We start from the raw sequence: 17,273 nt of genomic DNA, 5'->3' as shown, positions 1-17,273 counted from the left end.
CGGGCGCCGTGCTCGACGACGGCGTTCTTGAACCCGGCGTCCACCCAGGCCTTGGTCACGGTGGGCGCGGCGGCGGCGACCTTGTCCAGCAGCGCGATGCCGATGGCGTTGTCGTGCACGCTCGCGGTGACCACGATCACGGCGATGATCAGGCCCAGGACATCGGTGGAGATGCCTCTTTTGCGGCCCGGGCTCTTCTTGCCCGCATCCAGCCCCGTCGTGTCCTTCGGCGCGTTCACCGAGGCCCGCACTGTCTGGGAGTCCATCACGATCGCGGTGGGGTCCTCACGCCGCTTACGCATCTCGCGGACCTGGCAGCGCAGCAGCTCGTGGATGGTCTCGGTGGTGCCGTCGTCGCGCCACTTGCCGAAGTAGTAGTACACCGCGCTCTTCGGCGGCAGGTCGTGGGGCAGATAGCGCCACTGGCAGCCGGTGCGGGCCTGGTAGAAAATCGCGTTCACGATCTCCCGCATGCCGTAGTTGCCCTCGTGCCCGCTGACCGAAGGATGCTTCGCCTTCCACGCCGCAATGACCGGCCGGATCAGCTCCCATGCCTCATCCGACACGTCACTCGGGTACGGCTCGCGCCTGTCCATGCCCACCAGGGCACCGCATATCCGACCCGCCGTGAAGCCCCGAAACCGGACAACCCGCCTCAAGTACTGCGAGTCCGCCGAGCACTCGCAGAACACCCTCTCAGCTGAAGGTGACATCGCAGACCCAATGGAGGCGATTTCCACCGTCCAGCCTTGCCTGGTGTGGCAGTTGAGGTGCTCGGAGCCGGCAATGCTGGCTACGCCGAGGACAATTTCCTTGCTGGTCCAGACGCCGTCGAGCTCGCCGGTGTCGCGGCGTAGGCGAAAGACCTGGCAGGCGCCGGGGAACAGCGTGTTGTCGGAGCGAGGGGTGCGCAGGGGCCGGTGCCCGATGCGGGCGTGGCCTTCGCGAATGCCCACAGTGAGCCGGCCGGTTCTCCGGACAGAGCGGAGGTACTCGTTTCCTTCCACCCACTCAGCTGAGCAGCGCTATCACCTTGGCGAAGGTGTCGAGCGCCGACTCTTGCACGGTGATGTAGTTGAAGCCGAACCGCTCCCGGCGAGCGATCAGTTGCTCGGCGATCTGTTCCGGGCTCCCGATCAGCACGGCAGGCAGTTCGCCGACCTGTTCCGGGCTCAGCGTGCCCCGCAGAAACCGGGAGTAGTCTTCCAGTGCAGCCGGACGATCATTCGTCACTTGAGTGCGCAGGACGATGATGTTGCGGCGCACCGCGTCCCGGCCTGCTGTGCGCAGTTCGGCATCGACCAGCGCCACCCGTTCGTCCATCTGTTGCTCGGTGAGGAACTGCATGCCCCGGCCCTGCGGGTCGAATATGGTGCCTGCGAACGACACGATGTCGGCGCGCTTGGCGGCCAGTCTCAGCACCCGGTCGCCGTTTCCGCCGATCATCAGGGGCGGCCGGTCGGGTGCGGTGGGGCCGCCCAGGACGCTCCAGGCGCGGGTCACCTCGTCCAGGGTCGCGACGAGTCGATCGACGCGCTTGCCCGGCGCCTCGAATGGAATTCCGGCCGCGTCGAACTCCCGCTTTTTCCATCCCGCACCGAGTCCGACCTCCAGCCGCCCGCCGGTGAGCTGGGCGGTGGTGATGACATCCCTGGCGAACAGCGCCGGGCTGTAGAACGAGGTATTGCTCACGAACGTGCCGACCTGGACGCTACTGGTCGCCTCAGCCGCCAGAACGCACGCAAGAAAGGGCGATGGCATGTCGATGTGGTCGGGCACGGTGATCACGTGGTAGCCGAGGTCTTCGGCCCGTCGGGATTTCTCCATCCAGGAGGCCCTGTCTTCGAGCTTCCACAGGCTCACGCCGAACCGCAAATTCATCGCACAGCTCCTGTCCTTGAGTGTCGCGGGGTTCAGACGGCGGCGGCCCGGTCGCGTTCGGCCCGGCGAACCGCTGGGCCGATCAACAGCGCCCCGGCGAGGAGCGCTGCCGCGAGGATCGCCCAGCCGTAGGGGGCGAGGTCGGTCGCGATCCAGGCCACTACTGCTGGGCCGAGTGTTGCCTGCACCACCATCCGAAGGTGGAACGCACCAAGGTATTCGCCTCGGGCCGTCTCGGGTGCCAGCGCGTAGCCGATGCCGAACGCACCGGCGGACTGCCACAGTTCGCCGGCGGTGATCAGCAGGATGGCGAGAACCGCGATGCCGATGGCGGGCCAGGAACCGGTCAGACCGCCGAGGACCATGACGAGGCAGGCCGCCGCGCTCACCAACCCGGATCGTCGGGCGGCGCCGACAGCGCCGTCCAGGACGTCCGAGCCGCGGGCGGCCCGGACCTGCAGCAGGACGACCAGCACGGTGTTCAAGATGAACACCAGCGGGATCACGCTGCGCGGTACGCCGTCGACGCTGAGAATCCACAGCGGCACCCCCACCACGAGTACGGTGCCGTTGAGGGCGAGCAGGGTCGACACCCCGATTACGGCGAGAAACGGCTTGTCCCGCAGCGCCCGGAATCGCGACGCTCGTTCGGGTGGCGGCCCGAGGAGGGTGACGGGCAACCTGAGTACCACCAGTGCCGCCAGTAGGAATGACAGCGCGTTGCCCAGCGGCAGGGCCTGCATCGCTGCACCGCCGATACCGATCAGCACCGCGGCGAGCAGTGCGCCGGCGGAGAAGCCGACATTGAACACTGAACGGAGCGCGGCCCGGCCAGTGACCCGGTCGGTCTCCGGTACCAGATCCATGACCAGGGTGTGGAACAGCGGCCCGCTGCCCCATTCGAGGGCACCGACCAGGGCCACCACCACGAAGAACGTGGGCGGCGAGTCAACCATGGGGTACAGGCAATAGACACCGGCGAGGGCCAGCATGCTGATCAGCAGCATTTGCCGGGCGCCGAACCGGTCGGCGGCGCGCCCCATGAGGACACTTGAGATGAAACCGGTGAAGCCCGCGAGGGACAGCCCGATCCCGACCAGGGCGGCAGGCAGCCCAGCGACCACGATGAAGTAGACGGTCGCGCTGGCGAGGAAGAGTCCGTTGCCGACGCTGTCGAGCAGGTGCAGCACCGCCAGGGGGGCCGCCGGGCCGCGCAGCGAGGAGTAGTTCCGGCGGACGAAGGAGGCGATCACGCGGTCAGCCCCCAAAATATCCTTCCCTGCCTGATCAGGCTCTCGAACGCCCGCAGCGTCTCCTCAAGCGGCACATCCTTGTCATACACCCTCCGCTGCCTCATGGCGGCCCACCCTAGACCACCGATCAAGGGCACGGGGCGTCCGCAGAGAGCGCTGGTCATGCTTTGTACGCGACGGCTCGGCGAAGATCGCCGGTCGTGTATCTTCGCGCCCTAAACGCAGTTGGGAAGTGGGTGGCGCGATGACCGGGCTGGGCTACGACGACCTGTACCGCTTGATGGCTTCGATGACTGGGGATGAGAAGCACGCCGAGGCGGCGTCGTCCACCCTGGATGTGCTTTGGGTGCTCTATGACCGAGTGCTACGGGTCGGGCCTGAGTTGGCGGCCGACCGTGACCGGTTCTACCTGTCGAAGGGGCACGGGCCGATGGCGTACTACGCAGTACTGGCGGCTAAGGGCTTCCTCGACCCTGCGGAGTTCGATCGGTTCGGGACTTATCACTCCCCGCTCGGCCACCACCCGGACCGGTCTCTGGTGCCGGGGGTGGAGATTTCCAGCGGTTCGCTCGGTCACGGGCTGCCGTTGGCAGTTGGCACCGCGCTCGGTCTGCGAGCCCGCGGCCTGACCTCGACCCAGATGTGGGTACTGCTCGGTGACGGCGAACTCGATGAAGGTTCCAACCACGAGGCGATCGCCTACGCCGGCCGGAGCGGGCTCGACCAGCTCAACGTCATCGTGATCGACAACGACAACGCGACCCAGGGCTGGCCCGGCGGCCTGGAGACACGGTTCGCCGCGGAGGGCTGGGCGACGGCGCGGGTGAACGGCCGTAAGCACACTGAACTCGAAGCTGCGTTCACGGCTCCACATCCGGGCCGCCCCGCCGTGGTGGTCGCCGAGGTCGAGCACACCCCTGGCCACTGACCACACAACCGAGGAGGAGGCGCTATGGCTGGGCAGATGCGGGAGCGGTTCGTCGAGGTCACGACTGAACTGCTCGCCGAGCACGAGAACCTTGCGCTGGTTACAGCCGACCTGAGCGCGAAAATGTTCGGCCAGGCCGCCGGCAAGTACCCGGAGCGGGTGATCAATCTGGGCATTCGCGAACAACTGCTGATCAGTGTGTCCGGCGGGCTTGCCCTGGCGGGGCTGCGGCCCATCGCGCACAGCTTCGCGCCGTTTCTCATCGAGCGGCCCTTCGAGCAGATCAAACTCGACCTGAACCACCAGGACGTGGGTGCAGTACTGGTCAGTGCAGGCGGGTCCTACGACATCGCCAGCGGTGGCCGGACCCATCAGTCTCCCGGTGACGTGGCTCTGCTGGCCACCCTGCCGGATTGGACGATCCATGTGCCGGGCCATCCCGACGAGGTCGAGACCCAGCTCCGCCACGCCGCGGTGGCCGACGGCCTGGTCTACATCCGCCTGTCCAACCAGGTGAACGAGAGCGCCTACCAGTTGGACGGAACCAGGTTCCGGGTACTGCGCGAGGGCGGCCGGGGCACTGTCATCGCGGTCGGTCCGCTGGCCGACGCCGTACTGGCGGCGGTCGGTCCGCTGGACGTAACCGTGCTGTATGCGGCGACGATCCGGCCATTTGACGCGGCGGCGCTGCGGGCCGCAGTGGCCGACCAGGCGGAGGCCAACGTTGTGCTCGTCGAGCCCTACCTCGCGGGCACCTCGACCGCCGAGGTCGCGCGCGCACTGCCCGATCGGGCACATCGGACGTTGTCTCTCGGCGTGGGGCTGAACGAGCTGCGCCACTACGGAACTCCGCGTCAGCACGCGATTGCACATGGCCTTGGTGCGGCTGGGTTGCGACGGAGCATCGCGAAATTCCTTGGCTACCTCGCGTAGTTGGTGGGCTCGCGCCCTTTCGAAGAGATCTGGATCGACGTAGTGTGATCTTCGTCCGGCGCAATCGCGTCGAACCATCTCGAACCAGAAGGAGTCGGAATGTCTTTTGACGACAAGCTCCGTGCGACCGAGGCTGAGCTGCTCATCACGGAAGCCAACGCCGAGATCGATGAGCTCTCGGACCACTCCCGCCCGATGGTGATCGAGAACATCAACGAGGCCTAAGTAGCAAGGGACCTTCGGTGAGCCAATTCCGGGGGCCGCTCCGGCGCTCCCGGAGTTGGTCCGGATCCGACCGAGAGGGACGGCTGTAGGCATGGAACATCCGCTGGTCCGACTGCTCGGCGACGTGGACCTGCTGGGCACCTACTGGAACAAAAAGCACGGGTTGTTCCCCAAGGCGGTCCCGCCGGACGGCCTGATCGACGAGCACGCCATCCAGGCCCAGCTCGACGCCGGCCTACTGCGCTGGCCCTACTTCACTCTGCTCCGCGAGGGCAACCAGCCCGCGGTCGGTGACTTCACCCGGTCTCGCAACGTGCTCGGCCAGCGGGTTGGTTCGTTCGCCGACCCCGAGAAGGTCCGGGAACACCTCGCCGCGGGTGCCACCATGAAGTTCAGTCAGCTTGAGGACTGGCACCTGCCGATCCGCACCCTGATGCGCGCACTTGAGGCCCGGATCGCCGCCGAACTCAAGGCGTATGTATTCTACACCCCCTGTGACAACACCGGGATGCTCCCGCACCGGGACGGCTCGCACGTGCTGGCGCTCCAGCTCGCCGGGGCCAAGGAGTGGACGATCTACGACGCCCCCGACCAGATTGATTCGCGGCCAGGGTTGAACGTGGACGTCGACAGCCACTCGCACACCTTCGTGATGGAGCCCGGCGATGTGCTGTATTTGCCGCACGGCTTCCCCCATGTGGCCACCGCGCGGGGCGGCACCTCCTTGCACCTGACCTTCACCATCACCGAGCCGACACCACGGGACCTGGTCGGGTCGTTGATGACAACCTTCGGCCAGCCGAAGCTCGACCCGGCGCTGTCCGTGGAGGGCCGGGCGGCGGCGGTGGCTAAGGCGCTGCTGGACCACCTTGACTCGGCCGACCCGGATGCCCTGGTCAGTACGGCGGTCGACCGAATGCGAAACAGGACGATCTGATGACGACGACGCTGTTGGCCGACATTGTCGGCGAGGTCGACTCCTTCGTCGCCGAGGTGTGGGCACGACGGCCGGAGGTCTTCCGGTACGCGGCCGGGCCACGCCTGCTCCCGGAGGCCGCCGCCTGGGAAATGGTCGAGTGCGGACTGTTGGTCGCGCCGTACTTCAGCATGCTCCGGGAGATCGGCGGCGGCGCGACCGCGCAGGGCATCACCATCACCCGCGAGGTGCTGGGCCGGGCGTTGCCCGCCTACGCAGATCCGGCGGCGGCCCGCTCGAAGTACGCGGCAGGTCGGGTCATCACCCTTAACCAGCCCGAACACTGGCACGTCGGCATCCGGAGCGTGGTCGACGGGTTGTGCGCGGATCTGCAAGGCGGAGCGCACTCGGTGCTCTTCCTCAGCCCGCCCGGCGCGACCGCGTCTGCGGAGCACACCGCCGGGCAGCACGTGCTGCACTTCCAGCTCGACGGCGAATCGCACTGGACGTTGCCGCCCGGCCCGGCGCTCACCCTTGTTCCTGGCGATGTGCTGTATCTTCCCGGCGGCCAGGAGCACCGCTCCGAGGCGGGCCCGGCCGGATCGTTCCACCTCGCTGTGACCATCGAGCAGCCCACCGGCCGGGAGTTGGCCGACCTGCTGATTGCCGAGTTCCTCGACAGCCCCCGAGCCGCCGAGATCGCGGGCAATCACCACTTCCTCACCCCGGCGGAAAAAACCGCCTGGCTGCGCACGGAATTGGGCAAAACGCTGTCCGCCCTGGACCCCGCCGCGCTGGCCGACCGGGCGGTGCGAAACCGGCAGCGCGGCGGCCGGACGTGAAACTGGACGTCCTGCTCGGCCAGGTCCGGGCGGAGGTCGCGCACCGGCTCGGGGCCGGCCTGGTGCTGGAGGCCAGGCTGACCCGACCGGACCGGCCCTACCCGGTGCCGTTCGTGCTCGGCTACACACCGGCGCCGGACGGTGACCTCACCTTGGCGCACGCCTACGCCGGGGCCTCCGCCGTGACGGTGCTTGACGATGGCTACCTGTTCCTCTCGGACACCAAGGCGCGCACCGGCCGGAGCCTGCGCCGACACCGGCCTGAGACCAAGGCCGAGCTCGTGCTGAGCCCCGGCCGCGATGTGGTGTCCTACGCCGCCGCCTCCTCCGTGGTCATCGCGGCGGCATGGGTGCCCGCCGACCAGGCCGATCCACACCGAACCGCCGCCATGGTGGACAGCGACCTGTGGCCGCACTCCAGCTACCAGAGCGCCGGCGAGGTGCTCGGCCTGCTCCGGACATCACTCGACCCTGGGCCGCCGGAACCGCTCGAAGTTGCGCTGGCGCCCAATGAACGGCTCACCGGGCTGTTGGCAGTGACGCCGGACGGCGCCCGATGCGCGGCCGGTGTGGTCCGCTTCCTGCGCGGCGGCCACCGTCGGCATGGCCTGCTCCTCATCCCCGTGACGGACCCGGCTGCCGCCCAGGCGGTGTGGCTGGACGACGACCTCCGGGATGCTGTGCCGTCCCCGGACGGCTCGTGGTTTGCCTGCACGGCGGAGCGGGTGGCGACCCCGGAGCTCGGCCCGCGCCAGGAGGTGGTGCTGGTCGCGTCGGACGGCTCCCGGATACTGCGGCCCGCCGCCCAACACCCGCACTGGCTCCAGCCGAAGGCCTGGTCCGGGCGCACCCTGCTGTGCGCCGGCGAGGCCGACGGCCGACGGCGGCTGTACCGGGTGACGTCGGAGGGCGACCCTCCCGAGCCGGTCGAGCTGGCCGGTTCGGTGCAGTCCGTCACCGCAACATCGGCCGAGGTCCTGGTCGTTCAGTCCCGGGTGGACCTGCCGCCCGAAGTGGTCGTCGTCGACCTCGATGATCCCCCCGCGCGAACCCTGCTGGCCCCGGCTGCCGACGCCACGCCGGCCGGGCGGATGGAACGGCTCAGCCACCGAGCCGAGGACGGCACGGTCTGGTACAGCTGGCTGTGCCTGCCGGCGGACGAGCGCGACGAGCCGCTTCCGGTGCTCGTCTGGTGCCATGGCGGTCCCCTGCTGAGCTGGACCGACTGGTCGTGGCGGTGGAATCCATGGCCGTTCGTCGCGGAGGGCTACGCCGTGCTGATGCCTGACCCCCCGCTGTCCATGGGGTATGGGCAGGAGGCAGTCGAGCGGGGCTGGGGTCGATGGAGTTCGGAGGTGGCCTCGGTCGCCGCCGAGCAGGTCCGCGCGGCGCTCCGGCGCCCGGACCTGGACCCTCGGCGAGTCGCTGCGATGGGTGGCAGCTTCGGCGGCTACCTCGCGCTGGCCCTGGCCACCCGGCTGCCGGAGATCCGGCTCGTCGCCAGCCATGCCGGCTGGGCGGACTTCGCCGCCGTCGCCCGCGCCTGCGACCTGCACTGGCACTGGCTGCGGGAGTACGGGCCGGTCGAGGAGTCCGAGGCGTACCGCAGGGAGAGTCTCGCGATGGAGAGCATCGATCCGGGGGTGACCGTGCTGCTGTCGCACGGCTGCGCGGACAGTCATGTGCCGGTCGGCGAGACCCGGGCGATGTACCGGTCCCTGGACACCCGCAAGGCCGACGTACGGCTCATGCTGCTCCCGGACGAGGGCCACAGCATCGAGCGGCCCGCCAACGTGACCGCCTGGTACGACTGGGTCCGCGCGGCCTGTGCGGAGGTGCTGACCCCATGACGCTCACCGGCACGCTCACCCAACGGATCAGCCGCAGCCGCGCGCACTGGCTCTCGCCGTCCACGGCGGATGCCACCACCGCCAGTGGCACGTCGCTGCGTATCCGCACCCTGGAAGCGACCGCGGAACTGGCCTGCGGCGTCCTCGACCGGTGCGGCATCACCCGGGTCGCCGACGTGACCGACCTGGACGTGCTCGGCATCCCGGTGTTCAACAGTTGCCGTCCCGACGCCGCACCCGGCCTCAACACGGTCACCAGTGGCAAAGGCACGACTATGCCGGCCGCCCGGGTCTCGGCAATGATGGAGGCGATCGAACGGACTTGGTGCGAGCCCCGGGCCGCCGAGCCGCCGCTCCGCGCCAGCTACGCCGACCTCGTCGCGGCCGGCCTTCCGACACTCGACCCCCGGCGGCTCATCCTCCGGCGCGGCCACCGGTGGACCGAGCAGCAGCCGCTGTCCTGGTGGCCGGCCCGGGAGTTGCGCTCCGGCACCGAGGTGCTCATCCCCGCGCTGGCGGTGTTCACACCGTTCCCGGACGAGTACGGGATGTTCTCCTCGAACACCATCGGACTCGCCTCGGGCAACAGTCCACGCGAGGCGCTGCTGCACGGCCTACTGGAGCTGGTCGAGCACGATTGCACTGCGTTCGGCGAGACGCTACGGGGCGGCCACCGCATCAGGTCGGCCACGCTGCCGGCTGAGGCACAGACGCTCGTCACCCGATTCGAGCAGGCCGGCATCAGGGTGCAGGTGTTCGGGTACGCCAACGAGATCGGTATGCCGACCATATTCGTCACGACCGACGACACCCACGCCGAGGACGGTCTGCTGATCAACGGCGGCGCCGGCTGCCATCCCGACCCCACCGTGGCGCTCAGCCGGGCACTCACCGAGGCCGCGCAGTCCCGGCTGAACGTGATCTCCGGGGCTCGCGAGGACCTCAACGGCCAGGTACACCGCCGGCACGCCTCCTACGAGGAGATGCAGAAGATGCTGCACACCTGGAGCGCCGGCCGGCCCGAACTGGACTTCGGCGAGCTGCCGCACCGCACCACCGGCACGGTGGAGGCGGACCTGGACCTGGTCCTCGACGGGCTCGATCTGGCCGGGCTGGAGCTCGTGTTCGCCACCGAGCTCGCACCGCCCGACCTACCGTTCTCCGTGACCCAGGTGATCGTGCCCGGTATCGAGAACTATCACAACGACCCGGCCCGGCTCGGCACCAGGCTGCACGCCGCGATGGCCAGGGCCGAGCTGGCGAGGTCCCCGCGATGACCCGGCCCGGAACGATCGTGTTCACCGGCCCGTCCCTACGACCTACCGACCTGGTTGAACTGCGGGCACTCGCCACGAAGACAGGACATGACCTGGACATACGGCCCCCGGTGCGCCGACTCGACCTGGTCGAGGTGGTCGAAGCCGGCGGCATCGACCGGGTGCTGATCCTGGACGGCGAGTTCGGCCAGAGCCTCGCGGTGAGCATCACCGAGATCCGCACCGTGCTCGCCGCCGGACAGCCGCTGGCCGGAGCCTCGTCGATGGGCGCGCTCCGAGCCGTCGAGTGCCGGACCCTGGGCATGAGGGGCAGTGGCTGGGTGTACGAGCAATACCTGTCCGGCGCGATCGAGTCGGACGGCGATGTGGCACTGCTGTTCGACCCGGAGGACTACTCCCCCGTGACCGTACCGCTGGCGAACGTCCGCTGGTTGCTGGACCACACGGAGCTGTCCGTCGAGGACGCCCAACAGGCACTCCGCGTGGCCCACGGCGTGCATTTCCGCGACCGGCGGCCTTCCCACCTGCTCCGGCGGTGGAAGGAGCAACTGCCGGCCGGTGTGGTTGAGCTTCTCGAACCGGAGCTGGCCGACGACCGGCGCGACAACTGGGATCGCAAGCGGCTGGACGCGCTCGAAGCGGTGCGCGCCGTACTCAAAGAGGAGAGCTGAGATGAACGTCCTTCACGCGCTCGGCGACCCGACCTGGTTCGCCGACGGTTGGCCGGCCACGCCCTACCACCGGGTGGGCACTGCCACCGAGTTGCAAGCCACCTTGACCTGGTCGGCGCTGGACACAATTCTCAACGACCAGGGGCTACAGGCACCGGCGTTCCGGATGGCCAAGGACCATCAACTGGTACCGATGGAGAAGCTGACCCGCCCGGAGCGGCACACCTCGCAGGCCATCCAGGGGCTGGCCGATCCGGTCCGGATCGGCACCGAGCTGACCGGCGGAGCCACGCTCGTGCTCCAGGGGTTGCAGCGGTTCTGGCCGCCGCTGGCAGACACGTGCCGACAACTGGCGGCCGAGATCGGGCATCCGGTGTTCGTCAACGCCTACCTGACGCCCCGCACGGAGCGGGGCTTCGACGCGCACCATGATCCCTACCACGCCTGGCTGACCCAGGTCGCGGGCAGCAAGTCCTGGCGGCTGTGGGCGCCGCACCGCGACCCGGCAACCGACCCCGCCGACCTGGAGATCGTCCTGGCTGAGAGTGATGTGCTGTGGATACCCCAGGGCTGGTGGCACACCGGCAGCAGCGGCGCGGAGCCGAGCCTGCACCTGACCTTCACCGTATGGGCCACGAAGCTCGACGCCGTGCTGCGCGCACTGCTGGCCGAGGTGCTGCGCGAGCCCGGGCTGGCCCGGGAGCTGCCCCCGGGCGCATTCCGGGACGGTGCACGCACCGAAGCCACGATCACCGAGGCGATGGCCGAGATCACCGACATGATCGCGAAGCTGGACCCCGCGATTCTGGCGACCCGGGCGGTCGATACGCGGCTGGAGCAATTCGACCCGCTACCCGCCCGGTCGGTGTGGTCGGTGATCGGCGACGACCGGGCGGCGCGGTTCCACGCCCATCCTGAGGGCGTCCTGCACGTCGACGGGGTCCGGTTGCGGACCGCCGACAGGCTGCTCGCCCTGGAGCCCGGCCAGGAAGCCCCATGTCGCGCTGTGCTGGGCCGCACGGACAGCTTCACCCTGACCGAACTGGAAACGGATCAGGAGCTACTCGACCTCCTGATCGACGCCAGGTTGGTCTGTTCCGCACCGTGTCCGGGCCGCTGAGCATGGACGAGGTCAACGAACTCGCCGAGACCGCCGAGCGTCTCGTAGCCGCGAAGGTCGCGCGGCAGGGCGGCATCTCCACCTACCACGACCACCACATCCGGGGTGCGGTCACCGAGGCCCGGCACACCGGCCGGACCGACGAACTGAGCCCGTACGTCGCGCTACTGACGGCGGAACGGTTCCGCGATCCGCTGCCGCGCCTCGATCGATCCGACCGGGAAGTGCTCGCGGCCCTGGCGTTCCCGGTCCAGAACTTCGTCGCCACCCAGGGCGTCACCGATCACCTGACCTGGGCCGGTAGGCCGCTGTACAAGACGGTGTTCGACCTGGCCAGCTATCCGATGCTGCTCGCCGAGCTGGCCCCGGGCACGGTCATCGAACTCGGTTCCGGCAGCGGCGGGAGCGCGCTCTGGCTGGCCGACGTCGCCGAGGCGCACGACCTGCTGCCGGTGATCATCTCGATCGATCGCACCGCCGTGGACCTCACAGACGATCGGGTGAGCTTTCGGACCGGGGACATTGGCCACCTCGGCGAGGTGCTCGCCGACTGCGACGACCTGCCCAGGCCCTGGCTGGTGATCGAGGACGCGCACGCGCACGTCCGAGCCGTGCTCGACTTCTTCGACGCCCGACTGGCCACCGGTGACTACCTACTGATCGAGGACAGCCTGGCGAAGCGAGCTACCCTCCGGGAGTTCCTCCGGAGCAGCCCGCATCAGTACCAGCTCGACACCCGGTATCTGGACTTGTTCGGCGAGAACACGAGCTGCGCGATCGACTCGATCCTCCGGCGGACGTAGGGTGCGGCGGTGCGGGCAGCCTCGCATAAGCTGACCGTCTCATCCGACGCACCGCGACGAGGATCAGCCCATGCGCAGCAGCACCAGGATCCGCCTGATAGAGCCCACCGACGCCGCCCCGATCGCCGCGCATCGGGTGCGGGACTTCGAGGCTTTCCGGCCGTGGGAACCGGCCCAACCGGTCGACTTCTTCACACCGGAGGGCCAGGCGGAGCGGATCGACAGCCTGCTGGCCGGACACAGGGCCGGCACGGTCTGGCCGGGCGTGGTGCTCGCCGACGACCAGGTGATCGGGCAGGTCACCCTCGGAGGCATCCTGCCGCAGCCGCACCTGCGCCGCTGCTCCGTCGGATACTGGATCGCCAGCGTCGCCCAGAATCAGGGGCACGCCGGGCACGCCGTCGGGCTTGCACTCCGGGTAATGACGGACGAACTCGGGTTGCACCGCGCCGAGGCGTCCACCAATCTGGAGAATCTGCCGTCGCAGCGGGTGCTGCGCCGCAACGGGTTCAGCCCGTACGGCGTCGCGCACTCCTCGATCTTTCTCGACGGGAGCTGGCGGGACGGGCTGCTGTGGGAGCGGGTCCTCGGTGACTAAGGGCTCGCAGAAAACCAACGTGTTGCTTCCGGCTGTGCGGTTCGTTGATCTGGTACGAGCGCGTCGCGAGATGCGAGGAATCAACTCGCTTTGAGGTTCGGGTTGTTGTTCCCGCATCTGGATGAGCGACGGCGGCGTCTACTGATGGGGGCCGAGGCTCGGATGTTGGGCCACGGCGGGATCTGAGCAGTCGCGGCGGCAGCCGGGATGAGTAAGGCAACGGTCCGCAAGGGTGTAGGCGAGTTGGAAGCGGGATCCGAGCCTCTTGGGCGGGTTCGCCGGCCGGGCGGCGGCCGCAAGAAGGCCGCGCAGGTCGATCCAAGGCTGCGTCCGGCGCTGCTGGCTCTAATAGTGCCAGACGAGCGTGGCGATCCGATGTCGCCGCAACGGTGGACGACCAAGTCGGCCAGGAGTCTGGCCGACGAGCTGACCCACCAGGGGCACAAGGTCGGTGCGGACACGGTCGGTGACCTGCTGCGAGGGGAGGACTTCAGCTTGCAGGCCAACGCTAAACCCCTGGAAGGCAAGCAGTATCCGTCTGGCAAGCAGACCGTCACAGGGGACGGGCCCGGCTTCCCTTCACGCCCTGAGAAGTTCACTGATGTGACTATAAGCTGCATACCGCATATACATCTCATCACAACCAGTCTTGATCTCGTGAGACATACCGCAGTCTGGAGACAAACGGCTTCGCGTTCGAACCTGCGGGACGCCCTCAATCTCGCGGCCGCTCAGGCGCGGGTGAACGGCTGCACCCTGGCGCTATGGGCGCCGAGAGGTAGTCGGGACTCATACAGGATGCCGACGATCACTCCCGGTAGTGTGATGTCAGCCACATGGCCGAGTTGAGAATGGGACGCCATGGCTCGCCGTAACGCGACACGCACCAGAAGATCAGCCCTGGTGTAAAGCGACACGACCTGCGGGGGACACGGTCTCTGCCGACACAACTGCGCGGGCGGCTGGTCGCACGCGCTGAGTTTGCTCGGCGTGCGGGACGTGGGCCTGGAGTGGGACGCCTGGGCCTGCAAGACCCGCGCCGCCGCCGGACAGTCGACCATCCGCACCGACGTGGCCGGCTATCCAGTGTGGCCGTTCACCGGCCGGACCACCGGCCTCATCGCCAGCCCGCCCTGCCAGGCATGGAGCATGGCCGGCAAACGCCTCGGACTCCTCGACCAGCCACTGGTCCACCAGGCCGTCGCCGACCTCGCCCAAGGCCACGACACCCGCACGCAGCTGCTCGCTTCCTGCCGGGACGCGCGCTCCCTGCTGGCCGCCGAGCCGATGCGCTACCTGCACGCCCTGAACGCGAGCGGCGAGCCCGAGTGGATCGCCATGGAGGAAGTCCCGGACGTACTGCCCTTGTGGCGTCAGTACGCCGCGATCCTGCGCGGCTGGGGCTTCTCGGTATGGACGGGCATCGTCAACGCCGCTGACTACGGTGTGCCGCAGACCCGGCGGCGGGCGATCCTGCTCGCCTCCCGGGTCCGGGCCGCCGCGCCGCCGGAGCCCACCCACGCCCGCATCCCGGAGCCCGAGTCCCTGTTCGGGCCCGGCCGACAGCGGTGGGTGTCCATGGCCGAGGCCCTCGGGTGGGGTGCGACCGACCGTCCGGTGCCCACCCTGTGCGCCGGCGGCGGACCCGGGGGCGGGCCCGAGCCGTTCCCGAGCGGCTCCCGCAAAGCGCTCGCCGACGCCCGGCACCGCGGCCGTTGGCAACCGCACCCTCCCGGGACGGCACTGGTCCTCCAGTCCCGCCGCGAGGGCGCCGGCTGGGCCGAACGGCACGGCCGGCGCGCGGACCGGGCCGCGGATGCCCCGGCGCCGACCTTCACCGCCGAGGCCCACCGCTGGTCATGGTCACTGCGCAGCAACAACCAGGCCAACGCCACCGTCCGCTCGGTCCATGAGCCGGCCGGCACGCTGTTCTTCGGGCACCGGGCCAACGAGTGCCTGTGGGTCGCCGCACCCCCGCCCGGCACCTGCGCAGCGCCGGCCGCCGTAGTGCCGGAGTCGAGTCGGATCAGCGCACGGGAGGCCGGCGTCCTGCAGACCTTCCCCACCGACTACCCCTGGCAGGGCAACAAGGGCCAGATGTTCGGCCAGATCGGCAACGCCGTCCCACCCCGGCTGGCCGCCCACCTGCTCGCCCCGCACCTCGGCAAGACCCTGGGCCCCGACGACTTCACCCTGGCGGCCTGATGCCCCTCCCCTCCCACCCGCACCCCGACAGCGACCTGGACCCGATCCCGCCTGGGCCGGCGCACTACGCCGAGCAGGCCCTGCTCGGCGCGCTGCTCCTCGACCCCGACCAACTGCCCCAGAGCGCGCAACTGCTGCCCGCACACTTCGCCAACGCCTCCCACGCCGCCGTGTACGCGGCGCTGCGCACCCTCACCCCGCCCGGCCCGGAAGCGCACGCCCAGGCACCCCTGTGGCTGAACCCCGTCCTCGCCACCGCCGTCACCGCCGCCCCCGCACTGACCGCCTCCTACCTCCACACACTGATCAGCAGTTGCCCCCGAGCGCAGCACGCGGGGGCGTACGCCCGGATGGTGCGAGCCGAGCACGCCCGCCGCACCCTGCGCCGGCACGCCCAGCGGCTGGCGCAGACCGTCACCGATCCCACCCTGCCCCACCCGGTGGCCGTCGTCCTCCGGCAGGCCGACGTCCTCGCCCGGCATCTCGACGAGCTGGCCGCCCAGTTCACGCCGCATCCCGGATCGCTCCCCCGCACACCGCAGCCAGCACCGCCAGCACCGGACGGGAGCCAGGCGGCGCTGGACGAGGAACGGCTCTTCCTCGCCACCGCGACCGCCCACCCCCACACGCTCCAAAACCTGCGCTGGCTCCAACCGGAGGACTTCGCCGAACCGCTGCACGGACAGCTCTACCGATGCCTGACCGCACTGGCCCACCGCGGCGACCCGGTCGACCCGGTCACCGTGCTGTGGGAAGCGCAGCACCGCGGACTGCTCGCCACCGGCCTCACCCCCGCCGGCCTCCTCGCCCTCACCTCAACACCGGTCGGCTCACCCGAACACTGGGCCGAACAAATCCTCCAACGCGCCCTCCTCACCGGCGCCCACACCACCGCCACCCGGATCCACACGTTCACCGAGGACCCCGCCAACACCCCGCACCAACTCATCACCGGTGCCCGCCGCGCACTGGGCGAATTCACCGCCCTGCGCCAGCGATGGCACCGCGCCCAGGGCAATCCTCCAGCTGCCGCGCCCCCACCAGGCCACACCCCCACAGCCTTACCGGTCCGCACGCGACCCGCCCTCCAGACCAAGCCCCGGAGCCTGCGCTGACCCCCCAGCCCACCGACCTGCCCCACACCCTGATCCGCTACGCCGAACGCCTCGAACACCTCGCCCGCCAGTACGAGCAACTCCTCGACGCCGACACCACCACCGTCGCCTCCCTCCACACGACGCTCACCACGACCGCCCACCTGGCAGGCGACATCACCGCACACGTCACCCGCCTGTGCACCGGCCTCCCCCAACACCCCCGCGCCCGGCGCGCCCGCCACGCCCTGGCCCAGACCGCCGCCCTGACCCACCACGCCGCCGCGCACCTGTGCGACGCCCTCCTCGCCGCCACCGAACAACGAGCCGCCGCCGAAGCCCGCACCCACCACGAACCCGAGACCCGCGAGGTCACCACCCGCCTGCACCACGACCTGCGCCGCGCCGCCGAAACCCTGAACGCCGCAGCCCGGGAAAGCCGCACCACCGGCGAAGACCTGCTCGCGTTCCCCCACCCCGCCCCACCGCCTCACGCCCAGCGCCACGCCCGCCGCAAAAGGCTCTGACCGGCCCGGATACCGGTCTGCTACTGAACTGGACGGGCCGCGTCCAAGCCAACAACCCATGCCCCGAGCCCGTATCCGGCCCCCGCCCCGATCGTGACAGCGCGTCCAGCCCTGGGCATCGAGATCGCTCACGGCCGCATGGCATCCGAC

The 17,273-nt window shown here is 69.5% G+C and carries 17 protein-coding genes and 1 pseudogene; 15 read left to right on the top strand and 3 right to left on the bottom strand.

Translation table 11 applies throughout. From position 1 onward, the window contains the following. From QMK28_RS26655 to QMK28_RS26645, 3 genes are all read right to left on the bottom strand, one after another. The coding region (locus tag QMK28_RS26655; RefSeq protein WP_326442139.1) for an IS5 family transposase at positions 1 to 596 on the bottom strand (596 nt) is incomplete at its 3' end. A 415-nt stretch (positions 597 to 1,011) separates the two neighbouring features. Further along, entirely contained in the window at positions 1,012 to 1,881 is an 870-nt protein-coding gene (locus QMK28_RS26650) for a TIGR03621 family F420-dependent LLM class oxidoreductase (protein ID WP_326442138.1), read from the bottom strand. Between the two features lie 32 nt (positions 1,882 to 1,913). Next, entirely contained in the window at positions 1,914 to 3,149 is a 1,236-nt protein-coding gene (locus QMK28_RS26645; RefSeq protein WP_326442137.1) for an MFS transporter, read from the bottom strand. Positions 3,150 to 3,378: 229 nt separating this feature from the next. Between QMK28_RS26645 and QMK28_RS26640 the strand changes: the two genes are divergently transcribed. The 15 genes and pseudogenes from QMK28_RS26640 to QMK28_RS26570 all read left to right on the top strand — a co-directional run bounded on the left by QMK28_RS26640 (position 3,379) and on the right by QMK28_RS26570 (position 17,123). Further along, positions 3,379 to 4,062, top strand: a complete 684-nt coding sequence (locus QMK28_RS26640; protein WP_326442136.1) for a transketolase — start codon at positions 3,379 to 3,381, stop codon at positions 4,060 to 4,062. A gap of 24 nt (positions 4,063 to 4,086) precedes the next feature. Then, a complete protein-coding gene (locus tag QMK28_RS26635) occupies positions 4,087 to 4,995 on the top strand; it encodes a transketolase family protein (protein WP_326442135.1) in 909 nt (302 codons plus the stop codon). A gap of 99 nt (positions 4,996 to 5,094) precedes the next feature. After that, entirely contained in the window at positions 5,095 to 5,220 is a 126-nt protein-coding gene (locus QMK28_RS26630) for a hypothetical protein (protein WP_326442134.1), read from the top strand. A 91-nt stretch (positions 5,221 to 5,311) separates the two neighbouring features. Beyond that, on the top strand, positions 5,312 to 6,157 hold the full coding sequence (locus QMK28_RS26625; RefSeq protein ID WP_326442133.1) for a JmjC domain-containing protein: 846 nt from the start codon (positions 5,312 to 5,314) through the stop codon (positions 6,155 to 6,157). Then, positions 6,157 to 6,978: a hypothetical protein gene (locus QMK28_RS26620; protein ID WP_326442132.1), complete on the top strand. Its 822-nt coding sequence runs from the start codon at positions 6,157 to 6,159 to the stop codon at positions 6,976 to 6,978. The genes QMK28_RS26625 and QMK28_RS26620 overlap by 1 nt, the downstream gene beginning before the upstream one ends. Then, on the top strand, positions 6,975 to 8,828 hold the full coding sequence (locus QMK28_RS26615; protein WP_326442131.1) for a S9 family peptidase: 1,854 nt from the start codon (positions 6,975 to 6,977) through the stop codon (positions 8,826 to 8,828). Before QMK28_RS26620 ends, QMK28_RS26615 begins: the two co-directional genes overlap by 4 nt. Then, positions 8,825 to 10,105, top strand: coding sequence for a YcaO-like family protein (locus tag QMK28_RS26610; protein ID WP_326442130.1), 1,281 nt, complete (start codon positions 8,825 to 8,827; stop codon positions 10,103 to 10,105). The genes QMK28_RS26615 and QMK28_RS26610 overlap by 4 nt, the downstream gene beginning before the upstream one ends. Next, the gene (locus tag QMK28_RS26605) at positions 10,102 to 10,776 is read left to right on the top strand and encodes a TfuA-like protein (RefSeq protein WP_326442129.1); all 675 of its coding nucleotides are present in this window, start codon (positions 10,102 to 10,104) and stop codon (positions 10,774 to 10,776) included. Before QMK28_RS26610 ends, QMK28_RS26605 begins: the two co-directional genes overlap by 4 nt. A 1-nt stretch (position 10,777) precedes the next feature. Further along, the gene (locus QMK28_RS26600; RefSeq protein ID WP_326442128.1) at positions 10,778 to 11,896 is read left to right on the top strand and encodes a JmjC domain-containing protein; all 1,119 of its coding nucleotides are present in this window, start codon (positions 10,778 to 10,780) and stop codon (positions 11,894 to 11,896) included. Continuing rightward, complete coding sequence (locus QMK28_RS26595) at positions 11,881 to 12,699, top strand: CmcI family methyltransferase (RefSeq protein ID WP_326442127.1); 819 nt, start codon at positions 11,881 to 11,883, stop codon at positions 12,697 to 12,699. The genes QMK28_RS26600 and QMK28_RS26595 overlap by 16 nt, the downstream gene beginning before the upstream one ends. Positions 12,700 to 12,769: 70 nt before the next feature. Then, positions 12,770 to 13,297 (top strand): GNAT family N-acetyltransferase, encoded by a 528-nt coding sequence (locus QMK28_RS26590; protein ID WP_326442126.1) that lies wholly within the window; start codon positions 12,770 to 12,772, stop codon positions 13,295 to 13,297. Between the two features lie 144 nt (positions 13,298 to 13,441). Then, a pseudogene (locus QMK28_RS26585) lies at positions 13,442 to 13,834 on the top strand (ISAzo13-like element transposase-related protein); the annotation flags it as partial. Between the two features lie 462 nt (positions 13,835 to 14,296). Beyond that, positions 14,297 to 15,502 carry a DNA cytosine methyltransferase gene (locus QMK28_RS26580; protein ID WP_443050831.1) on the top strand — a complete coding sequence of 402 codons (1,206 nt, stop codon included), beginning with the start codon at positions 14,297 to 14,299 and terminating at the stop codon, positions 15,500 to 15,502. Further along, positions 15,502 to 16,617, top strand: coding sequence for a DnaB-like helicase N-terminal domain-containing protein (locus QMK28_RS26575; protein ID WP_326442125.1), 1,116 nt, complete (start codon positions 15,502 to 15,504; stop codon positions 16,615 to 16,617). The genes QMK28_RS26580 and QMK28_RS26575 overlap by 1 nt, the downstream gene beginning before the upstream one ends. Next, positions 16,500 to 17,123 carry a hypothetical protein gene (locus tag QMK28_RS26570; RefSeq protein ID WP_326442124.1) on the top strand — a complete coding sequence of 208 codons (624 nt, stop codon included), beginning with the start codon at positions 16,500 to 16,502 and terminating at the stop codon, positions 17,121 to 17,123. Before QMK28_RS26575 ends, QMK28_RS26570 begins: the two co-directional genes overlap by 118 nt. Positions 17,124 to 17,273 lie beyond the last annotated feature (150 nt).

It is taken from the genome of Streptomyces sp. H27-D2, assembly GCF_035828615.1.
Classification (GTDB): Bacteria; Actinomycetota; Actinomycetes; order Streptomycetales; family Streptomycetaceae; genus Streptomyces.
The sequence above is the reverse complement of the archived record's forward strand: the minus strand, read 5'-3'. Positions and strand labels throughout refer to the sequence as shown.

Excerpts from the sequence above, each read along its gene's own strand:
- QMK28_RS26650 (WP_326442138.1), bottom strand. The coding sequence starts at position 1,881 with ATGAATTTGCGGTTCGGCGTGAGCCTGTGGAAGCTCGAAGACAGGGCC.
- QMK28_RS26640 (WP_326442136.1), top strand. The coding sequence starts at position 3,379 with ATGACCGGGCTGGGCTACGACGACCTGTACCGCTTGATGGCTTCGATG.
- QMK28_RS26635 (WP_326442135.1), top strand. The coding sequence starts at position 4,087 with ATGGCTGGGCAGATGCGGGAGCGGTTCGTCGAGGTCACGACTGAACTG.
- QMK28_RS26630 (WP_326442134.1), top strand. The coding sequence starts at position 5,095 with ATGTCTTTTGACGACAAGCTCCGTGCGACCGAGGCTGAGCTGCTCATC.
- QMK28_RS26625 (WP_326442133.1), top strand. The coding sequence starts at position 5,312 with ATGGAACATCCGCTGGTCCGACTGCTCGGCGACGTGGACCTGCTGGGC.
- QMK28_RS26620 (WP_326442132.1), top strand. The coding sequence starts at position 6,157 with ATGACGACGACGCTGTTGGCCGACATTGTCGGCGAGGTCGACTCCTTC.
- QMK28_RS26610 (WP_326442130.1), top strand. The coding sequence starts at position 8,825 with ATGACGCTCACCGGCACGCTCACCCAACGGATCAGCCGCAGCCGCGCG.
- QMK28_RS26605 (WP_326442129.1), top strand. The coding sequence starts at position 10,102 with ATGACCCGGCCCGGAACGATCGTGTTCACCGGCCCGTCCCTACGACCT.
- QMK28_RS26600 (WP_326442128.1), top strand. The coding sequence starts at position 10,778 with ATGAACGTCCTTCACGCGCTCGGCGACCCGACCTGGTTCGCCGACGGT.
- QMK28_RS26590 (WP_326442126.1), top strand. The coding sequence starts at position 12,770 with ATGCGCAGCAGCACCAGGATCCGCCTGATAGAGCCCACCGACGCCGCC.
- QMK28_RS26575 (WP_326442125.1), top strand. The coding sequence starts at position 15,502 with ATGCCCCTCCCCTCCCACCCGCACCCCGACAGCGACCTGGACCCGATC.
- QMK28_RS26570 (WP_326442124.1), top strand. The coding sequence starts at position 16,500 with ATGGCACCGCGCCCAGGGCAATCCTCCAGCTGCCGCGCCCCCACCAGG.